This window comes from bacterium, from assembly GCA_026398675.1.
Lineage (GTDB): Bacteria > RBG-13-66-14 > RBG-13-66-14 > RBG-13-66-14 > RBG-13-66-14 > RBG-13-66-14.
Genome location: JAPLSK010000162.1, coordinates 1 through 8,688 on the forward strand (window position 1 = coordinate 1; position 8,688 = coordinate 8,688).

8 protein-coding genes are annotated in these 8,688 nt (G+C 62.8%); all 8 read left to right on the top strand.

Annotated elements, in window-relative coordinates; genetic code table 11:
* Nucleotides 1-568: 568 nt before the first annotated feature.
* On the top strand, nt 569-2,089 hold the full coding sequence (locus tag NTW26_04865) for a sigma 54-interacting transcriptional regulator (protein MCX7021600.1): 1,521 nt from the start codon (nt 569-571) through the stop codon (nt 2,087-2,089).
* The gene (locus tag NTW26_04870; protein MCX7021601.1) at nt 2,090-3,520 is read left to right on the top strand and encodes an aldehyde dehydrogenase family protein; all 1,431 of its coding nucleotides are present in this window, start codon (nt 2,090-2,092) and stop codon (nt 3,518-3,520) included. It begins immediately after the preceding gene.
* Nucleotides 3,517-4,530: a hypothetical protein gene (locus NTW26_04875; protein ID MCX7021602.1), complete on the top strand. Its 1,014-nt coding sequence runs from the start codon at nt 3,517-3,519 to the stop codon at nt 4,528-4,530. Before NTW26_04870 ends, NTW26_04875 begins: the two co-directional genes overlap by 4 nt.
* Nucleotides 4,531-4,632: 102 nt before the next feature.
* Nucleotides 4,633-5,490: a restriction endonuclease gene (locus NTW26_04880; protein MCX7021603.1), complete on the top strand. Its 858-nt coding sequence runs from the start codon at nt 4,633-4,635 to the stop codon at nt 5,488-5,490.
* The gene (locus NTW26_04885; GenBank protein MCX7021604.1) at nt 5,491-6,411 is read left to right on the top strand and encodes a Dam family site-specific DNA-(adenine-N6)-methyltransferase; all 921 of its coding nucleotides are present in this window, start codon (nt 5,491-5,493) and stop codon (nt 6,409-6,411) included.
* Between the two features lie 70 nt (nt 6,412-6,481).
* Nucleotides 6,482-6,757, top strand: coding sequence for a BMC domain-containing protein (locus NTW26_04890; protein MCX7021605.1), 276 nt, complete (start codon nt 6,482-6,484; stop codon nt 6,755-6,757).
* A 7-nt stretch (nt 6,758-6,764) separates the two neighbouring features.
* The gene (locus NTW26_04895) at nt 6,765-7,772 is read left to right on the top strand and encodes a PduL/EutD family phosphate acyltransferase (GenBank protein MCX7021606.1); all 1,008 of its coding nucleotides are present in this window, start codon (nt 6,765-6,767) and stop codon (nt 7,770-7,772) included.
* A 6-nt stretch (nt 7,773-7,778) separates the two neighbouring features.
* On the top strand, nt 7,779-8,688 hold a 910-nt coding region (locus NTW26_04900), incomplete at its 3' end, for an electron transport complex protein RnfC (GenBank protein ID MCX7021607.1).

Genomic DNA, 8,688 nt, shown 5'->3' on the forward strand with positions numbered 1-8,688 from the left:
AGTGGCCCCCCTCTCCCCGTGGGAGAGGGGATGGGGGTGAGGGCTTCCGTATAAAAAGCGGCGGGGACTAAAGTCCCCGCCCTACATTTAGGAGAGGCTCGCTACGGGTGGGGGTGAAGGTCGTTATTGCTTCCCTCTCCCTCCGGGAGAGGGATTGAGGGTGAGGGCCACCATTGATAAAACGCTGCGGGGATTAATATCTGCGACAGAAGGTAATCCCCGCCCTACATTTAGGAGAGGCTCGCCGATGGGCCGGGGTAAGGACGGAGCGACCCCCTCCCCCTTTTAGGGAGAGGCTCGCCTACTGGCCGGGGTGAGGGTCGAGGCTTGGAGCGTAGAAAATGCGGCGGCCAGTGGCCCCCCTCTCCCCGTGGGAGAGGGGATGGGGGTGAGGGCTTCCGTATAAAAAGCGGCGGGGATTAAAACCGAGCGAAGCGAGCTATGCCCCTGGCAAATCCCCGCCCTACATTTGGGAGAGGCTCGCCTACGGGTGGGGGTGAGGGGCGGGCGAATCCCGAGACGACCCCGCCCGCTTGACCGGGTGTATACTAATGTGTATACTGCTGTCATGCAACGCTCGGCCCCCAAAGAAGTCCCCCCGCCGCGCTTCGAGCGCTTCCTCGCGGCCACCACCTCCATCGCCAGTACCTACGAGGAGGACAAGCTCCTCCAGGCGATCATCTCCTCGGCCGAGGAGGTGGTCGAGGCCGGCGCCAGCTCGATTCTCCTCCTGGACTCGGGCGGCGCCTTCCTCCGCTTCGCCATCGCCACCGGACCCGTGGCCGACAAGGCCCTGCCGGTCAAGGTCCCCGTCGAGGGCTCCATCGCCGGGTGGGTCGTCACCCACCGCCGGCCGGTCAACCTGGCCAAGGCCGGGGACGATCCCCGCCACTTCCCCGGCGTGGACGCAAAAACCGAGATCAAAACCGAGAGCCTGCTCTGCGTGCCGCTTTTGGTTGACGGGGAGGCCATCGGGGCGATTCAGACGCTCAACAAGGGGGGCGGCCGGCCCTTCACCGACGAGGACGAGCACTTCCTCGAGGCCATCGCCGTCCAGGCCGCCTACGCCCTGCGGCGGGTGATGGAGGACCAGCGTCGGCGCGAGGAACTGGACGAGCTGCGCGCCCGCGCCGCCGCCGAACAGACCGTCATCGGCGAGAGGGGCGGACTGGCCGAAGTCTTCGACATCGTGAGGAAAGTGGCCGACGCGAGGACCACGGTGCTTTTGCGAGGCGAGACCGGCACGGGCAAGGGCATGATAGCCCGGGCCATCTACTCGACCGGAGCCCGCTACCGCCGCCGCTTCGTCACCGTCAACTGCTCCAACATCCCGCCCGACCTCCTGGAGAGCGAGCTATTCGGCCACGCCAAGGGCGCCTTCACCGGGGCCTCGGCGGTCAAGATCGGCAAGTTCAAGCTGGCCCACGGCGGCACGATTTTCCTGGACGAGGTGGGCGACATTCCCCTGAACCTGCAGACCAAGCTCCTGCGCGTGCTCCAGGAACAGGAGTTCGAGCCGCTGGGCTCCAACGACACCGAGAAGGTGGACGTGCGGGTCATCGCCGCCACCAGCCGGGACCTGGAGGCCGCCATCGCCGAGGGGCGTTTCCGCGAGGACCTCTACTACCGGCTGAACGTGGTGAGCGTCGAGCTGCCGCCGCTGCGCGACCGCCGCGAGGACCTGCCCGAGCTGGTGGACCATTTCCTGCGGAAATACGCCCTGGAGACGAATAAGCACATGCTCCGGGCCTCCCCCGAGGCGCTGGAGGTCATCGCCGCCTACGGCTGGCCGGGCAACGTGCGCGAGCTGGAGAACGCCGTCGAGCGGGCGGTGGTGCTGGGCGAGGGCGAGGTGCTGCTGCCGGAGATGCTCCCCAGCCACGTCCGCGGCGGCCGGGGCTACACCGTCCCCGAGGACGCCACCCTGGTCGAGGCCCAGAAGAGCTTCAAGCGGTATTTCATCGCCAAGGCCCTGGACGCCCACGGGGGCAACCAGACCCGCGCCGCCGAGGCGCTCGGCATCCAGCGCAGCTACCTGAACCGGATAATAAAGCAGCTCGACATCCGTCGGCCGGACCCCCGAGGTTAGATGGACCCGGACCTGGAAAAAATTTCCGAGGCGCGCGAGCTTCTGCGGCAGGCACGAAAAGCGGCGGATGAGCTTCGCCGGAAGTCGCCGGAGGAGCTGGACCGCTACGTGCGGGCCGTCTCCGAGGCCGCTCTCGCCGCCGCCCGGGAGCTGGCCGAGCTCGCCGTCCGCGAGTCCGGCTTCGGCGTCGTCGAGGACAAGGTTTTAAAGAACACCTTCGCCGCCCGCGACGTGGCGGAAAGTATATTGAAACAGCGCACCGCGGGCGTCCTCTCCCGCGACCCGGCCCGGGGGATAGTGGAGTACGGCGTGCCCATGGGCGTCGTGGCCGCCATCATCCCCTGCACCAACCCCACCTCGACCGCGGTCTTCAAGGCGCTCATCAGCCTCAAGGCGGGCTGCGCCGTGGTGATGAGCCCGCACCCGCGCACGGTGGAGAGCACCCGGCGGGCGGCCCAAATTTGCCAGAGAGCGGTCGAGGGCGCGGGCGGACCGGCCGGAACTATTTCCTGCCTCACCGGCGGCGTCATGGCGGCCACCCGCGAGCTCATGGGCCACGCGCTCACCGACGTGATTCTGGCCACCGGCGGGATGGGGCTGGTGCGGGCGGCCTACTCCTCGGGCAAGCCGGCCTACGGCGTGGGGCCCGGCAACGTCCCCGTCTACGTGGACCGCTCCGCCGACGTGGAAAATGCGGTCAGGCAGACATTCCGCGGAACCACCTTCGATAACGGCGTCGTTTGCTCCTGCGAGCAGTCCTTCGTGGCCGACGCCCCCGTGGCCGACCGGGTCAGGCAGGAGTGCGTCAGGAGCGGCGGGCATTTCCTCGACCCCGAAGAGACGGCGAAGGTTTCCGCCTTTTTGTTCCCGGCGGGCGAATTCAACCCCGCGGCGGTGGGGATGCCCGCCCGGTGGATCGCGGAAAAATCGGGCATAGCCGTGCCCGAGACGGCGGTGGTTTTATTGGCCGAGCTGGAAGGCGTCGGCCCCGACCTCCTCCTCTCGGCGGAGAAGCTCTGCCCCGTGCTGGCGTTCTACGCCGCCGACGGTTGGCGCGCCGGGTGCGAGCGCTGCATCGAACTGTTGAAATTCGGCGGGATGGGCCACACCATCTCCATCCACGCCCGCAACGCCGAGGTCATCGAGGCCTTCGCGCGGGAGAAGCCGGTCTGCCGGGTGCTGGTCAACACCTGCGCCGCCCTGGGCGCCGTCGGCATCACCACGAACCTCGAGCCGTCGCTCACCCTGGGACCCGGGGCCTGGGGCGGCTCGGCGACCGGAGACAACGTCACCGCCCGCCACCTAATCAACATCAAGCGTCTGGCCTACGACCGCGAGGGGCTCCCCGGGCCGTCGAAGCGCGAGCCCACCGACGAGGAGATAGCCCTGGCGGTGAAGCGGGCCCTGGACGACCTGGGGTATTGGATATGATGCGAGAAAAGCCTTTCGCGCCGGTCGCGCTGGTCCTTTTGACCGCCATGTGCGCCGTCGCCGCGGACCCCGACGTGACCGGCGGTCTGGAGCCGTTCCTGGCGAAGTTCCCCGACGCGGCGGAGATTTACTTCCAGACCATGACCGAAGAGGGCGTGGGGTTCTACACGATAACGACCCCCTCCGGCGAGATGTCGTCCACGGGGATTCCGGGGCGCGGCATGGACGGCGTCGCCTCCGCCGGGCTTCTGGTCCACGAGGGGCCGGGCCCGGACGGTATCGAGGACATCTTCTTCGAGCGAGCCGGGGAGGAGCCGGTCTCCTTCGGCGGGCCGCTGCGCGACCTGAACCCCAGCGTCTCCGCCGGCGGGCGGGTGGTCTTCGCCACGGAGACGGAGCCCGACCGCTTCGACCTCGCCCTGTGGGACGCGGGAGCCGGGATGCGGCGGCTGGAACTGGGCTGCGGCGACGAGACCGAACCCGCCATCCTCTGCGCCACGGCGGACGGCCCGACGGTCGTCGTCTTCCAGTCCCGCCAGGGGGAGGCTTTCCAGCTCTACTACGCCGTCATCGGTCCCGGCGACGAAATCGTCCGGGTGGAGCGGCTGCTCGACTTTCCCGGCCGGGCGCTCAACCCTGACCTGCTCGACCCGCGCCCCGACCGCGCCCCGGCGGACGGCGACACCTTCCAACTGGCCTTCCACGCCCTGGGCGACGACGACCAGCGGGACCTCTACTGCGGCGAGGTGACCTTCCACGGCGACCTTGCCGACCCGGAGGAGATTCGGCTGACGGCGGGCGAGCCGGAGCGCCTCACCGAGTCCCCCGCCGACGACAAGTACCCCGAGCTTTACCGGGATTCCGGCGGGACACTCTGGTGCTTCTTCGCCTCCTTCCGCGACGGCGACTACGACCTCTACGCCCTGGACCTGGACACCCGGGAGCTCTACCAACTCACCGACCTGCCCGGCACGCAGACGGCGCCCTACGTCCGCGCCCTGGAACCGTGAGGGACGAGTCGGCGCGGAAAGTGTTAAACTCTGACGGTTGATTGACCTCCCCGGCGACCGGACCACACCCCTGATGCTGACTGGGGAATAGAAATGGTAAAAATGGATAATAGTATACAACGGGTAAAAGAGGGCTTTAAAGGACTTCTACAAGAACTCGCTGCCACACTTAGCGGTTATGTTTCAACTGCAGACCAACAATGGGCTGTGAAAGGGTTTATTGACGCTTTTCGGAACGTCTACACTATTTCTGCCGATACAAAAATCGTTTCAAAAATTCTTGAGATACACTTATTTCCCGTACTTCTTAAGTTCGCTGAGGATCACAATTTTAAAATTGTACTAGCTAAACACCAAAACTATTATCCCGATTTATCTTTTATATCAGTAGATGATGATACTATAAAGTTCGCCGTCGATTTAAAAACTACTTATCGTTTACCCGATAAGCCTGGTTTCTGCAATGGCTTTACGCTTGGTTCCCATGGAAGTTATTTCGTCAGACGCGATTTACCAAAAAATATTCAGTTCCCGTATAATAATTATCTAAGTCATTTTTGTTTAGGGATTATTTATTCTCGCATAAATCCAACTGATATAGATGAAACAAAAATCTACCCTTTAAACGAGCTTCATTCTATAGTTTCTGTTATTAAGGACATACAATTTTTCACTATCGAAAAATGGGAAATAGCGAGCGATTCACATGGAAGCGGAAATACAGCAAATATTGGAAGTATCTTTCGTATAGAAGACATTATGCAGGGAAATGGGGTTTTTAAGAATCTTGGGGAAAAATGGTTCGATGATTACTGGATGAACTACGGTAAAATTGTCATTACAACACCAACCGGAGAGCAGAAAAAGATAACCAAGCTGCGTGAATTTCTAGAGTTTAAAGGTATTGATCCCAACCTTGCTAATCCGTATATTCGGTCCTCTAGAACGAGGGAGACTTAAATGGTAAATAAAATACTCTTACCTCCAATTAAATGCCAGGGCATCAAGACAAAGCTTGTTCCTTTGATTTTGGCCAACGCTCAAGTACAAGAAGAAGGCTTATGGATAGAGCCATTCATGGGTTCTGCCGTTGTCGGTCTTAATGCCAGACAAAAAAGAGCGTTATTTGCCGACCTTAACCCACACATTGTTAATTTATACGCTGCCTTGAAATCACATAGTGTTACTCCCTATTCAGCTCGGGCACACCTCGAAAATGAGGGGAATTTACTAAAGGAGAGGGGAGGGGTCCATTATTACTTTGTTCGTGAACGTTTCAACTGCAATGGTGATCCTCTGGATTTCCTCTTCCTTTCACGTTCATGCTTCAATGGAATGATTCGATTTAACAGTAAGGGCGGATTCAATGTGCCTTTTTGTAAAAAGCCAGAGCGGTTTTCAAAAGCATATATAACCAAAATTATCAATCAACTCGATAGATTCAATGATCTAATAAAATTCTCTGAGTGGTCATTTGTATGTCAGGATTTTGAAATAACTATAGGCTCCGCAACTGAGAATGATTTAATCTACTGCGACCCTCCTTATCTAGGTAGACACGTTGATTACTTTAACACATGGAAAGAAGAAGATGAGAGGCGCCTTTTTCGAAGCCTGTCTTCGACAAGGGCAAGATTCATTTTATCTACATGGCATAGCAATAAGTATCGCTCTAACGATTCCTTGAAGCTATTATGGTCCCAATTCCACATAGTCACTCAAGAGCATTTTTATCACATCGGCGCAAAAGAAGACAACCGCAACGCAATGCTCGAAGCTCTTGTGATGAATTTTGAACCTACCTGCGAACGTATTGAGAAACGAAGTCATATTCAAGAAACGCTCTTCAACACAACACTTGTAAATCCCACACATCATTGAAACACATAACGTATAAACAAAATCATATTAATCGTTTCCTCCCAACAAGGAGAAGGCAGTGGCTCAGAACCTGCAAGAGATAGCCCTGGGGATGATCGAGACCAAGGGGCTGGTCGGGGCCATCGAGGCCGCCGACGCCATGGTCAAGGCCGCCAACGTCAAGCTCATCGGCAAGGAGAAGATCGGCGGGGGCTACGTGACGGTGATGGTGCGGGGCGAGGTCGGCGCGGTCAAGGCCGCCACCGACGCCGGCGCCGCCGCCGCCGCCCGAGTGGGCGAGCTCGTCAGCGTCCACGTCATTCCCAGGCCCCACGAGAACGTGGAGATGCTCCTCCCCGGCGAATAGGTAGCCCGTGGCAGAGGATTCACCAGACGCCGTCCGGCGGGTGACCGAGGCGGTACGGCGGGAGCTCGCGGAGAGGGGCTATCCACCCGGCGGGCCGACCGAGGGGAAGAAAACGCCACCGGTCCCCGTCGAGCCGAACCCCACCGGCCCGGCGCCCCGCGTCGCGCCGTCGGAGGCCGACCCGCGGCGCATCCCCGTGGCGGTCAGCGGTCGCCACGCGCACCTGTGCGCCGAAAAGCTGGCCCTCCTCTTCGGCAAGGGCCACCGGCTGACGAAACTCCGCGACTTGAGCCAGACCGGCCAGTTCGCCGCCGAGGAGACGTTGAACCTGGTCGGCCCGAAGGCCGCGCTGACCGCCAGAATCCTCGGGCCGACGCGGGAGAAAACCGCCGTCGAGCTGTCGAAGAGCGACCTCGTCCGCCTGGGGGTCGCCCACGAGGTGCTGCCCGGCGGGGCGGTGAAACTGGCGGGTCCGCTGGTTTTGATCGGCCCCCGGGGCGAGCTCCGGTTGACGGACCAGGTCGCCCTGGCCGACCGGCACCTGCACTGCACCCCCGCCGATGCCGCCGCGTTGGGAGTATCCGACGGCCAGCGGGTGAGCGTGGTCGCCGACGGCTGGCGCGGGGCGCGCCTGGACCAGGTCCGGGTCCGGGTGAGGGAGGACTTCCGCCTCGAGCTGCACCTGGACACCGACGAGGCCGACGCGGTCCTCTTGAAGTCCGGCGACGCCGTCCGCCTGGCCGACACCGCTCCCCCGCCCGCGCGGGAGGGAATCCCCACCGCCGAAAAGAGGAAACCGCTCCCCGTGGCGACCATCTCCGCCGGGGGCCGGGAGCCCCGCCTCCTGGGCGGCATCCCCGGCGTGGCGCCGCTGGGGCTGGTCACGGAGAACGACGTCCGGGCCGCCGCCCGGGCCGGACTCGCCGAGATACCCGTCACCCCCCGAGCCATCATCACCCCCGCCGCCCGGGACACGCTCAAGGACCTGGGCCTCACCCTCTCGACCCGGCGGTAAACCCCCATGACCGCCGCCCATAAAGCCTTAGACCTGGCGCGCGAAGCCGGGATCGTCGGCGCCGGGGGCGGCGGATTCCCCACCCACGTCAAGCTCTCCCTTCCCGCTGAAATCGTCATCGCCAACGCCGCCGAGTGCGAGCCCCTGATGGCCAAGGACTCGGCGCTCGTCGAGCACGGGGCGGAAATCGTATTGCAGGGATTGAAGCTCGCCGGGGAGACCGTGGGGGCGAAGCGCCTCGTCGTCGCGGCCAAGCCCAAGCGCGAAAGGGCCTGGCGCGCCCTCGAGGATGCGGTCGGCGACGGAATGGAGCTCTTCCCCCTCCCCGACGCCTACCCCGTGGGCGACGAGGTGACGCTGGTCAAAATTATTACGGGGCGGACGGTGCCGCGGGGCGGCCTGCCCACCGACGTCGGCGCCCTGGTCCAGAACGTGGAGACGCTCTACAACCTGGCCCACGCGCACGGAACGCCGGTGACCGAAAAGTGGGTCTGCGTCGTCGGGGCGGTGGAGCGGCCCCTCGTGACCGTCGTCCCCCTCGGCTACCCGGCGGCGAGCCTGTTGGAAATAGCTGAACCCGAGCCGGGCGCGGTGGTCCTCGAGGGCGGCCCGGCCATGGGGGCTATCATTGAGCCAAAAGAAGCCCACGTCGCCAAGACCACGGCGGGCTACACCGTCCTGCCCGCCGACTCGCCGGTCGTCGCGCACCTGCGGGGCACGTTGGCGGTGAACCGCCGCCGGTCGCTCACCGCCTGCATCCAGTGCCAACTCTGCACGGACCACTGCCCGCGCTGGCTCACCGGCCAGGAGGTCCGGCAGCACCTGTGGATGCGCGCGCTGTGCCTTGGCCTGGGCTTCGATAAGCTGGCGGGCGACCGAATAGGATGTCCACTCGTTGCCGTGGATCGCGGCGAAG

Bases quoted from the DNA above. Each gene is read 5' to 3' on its own strand.
- NTW26_04885 (MCX7021604.1), top strand. From the start codon at position 5,491: ATGGTAAATAAAATACTCTTACCTCCAATTAAATGCCAGGGCATCAAG.
- NTW26_04875 (MCX7021602.1), top strand. From the start codon at position 3,517: ATGATGCGAGAAAAGCCTTTCGCGCCGGTCGCGCTGGTCCTTTTGACC.
- NTW26_04880 (MCX7021603.1), top strand. From the start codon at position 4,633: ATGGATAATAGTATACAACGGGTAAAAGAGGGCTTTAAAGGACTTCTA.
- NTW26_04865 (MCX7021600.1), top strand. From the start codon at position 569: ATGCAACGCTCGGCCCCCAAAGAAGTCCCCCCGCCGCGCTTCGAGCGC.
- NTW26_04870 (MCX7021601.1), top strand. From the start codon at position 2,090: ATGGACCCGGACCTGGAAAAAATTTCCGAGGCGCGCGAGCTTCTGCGG.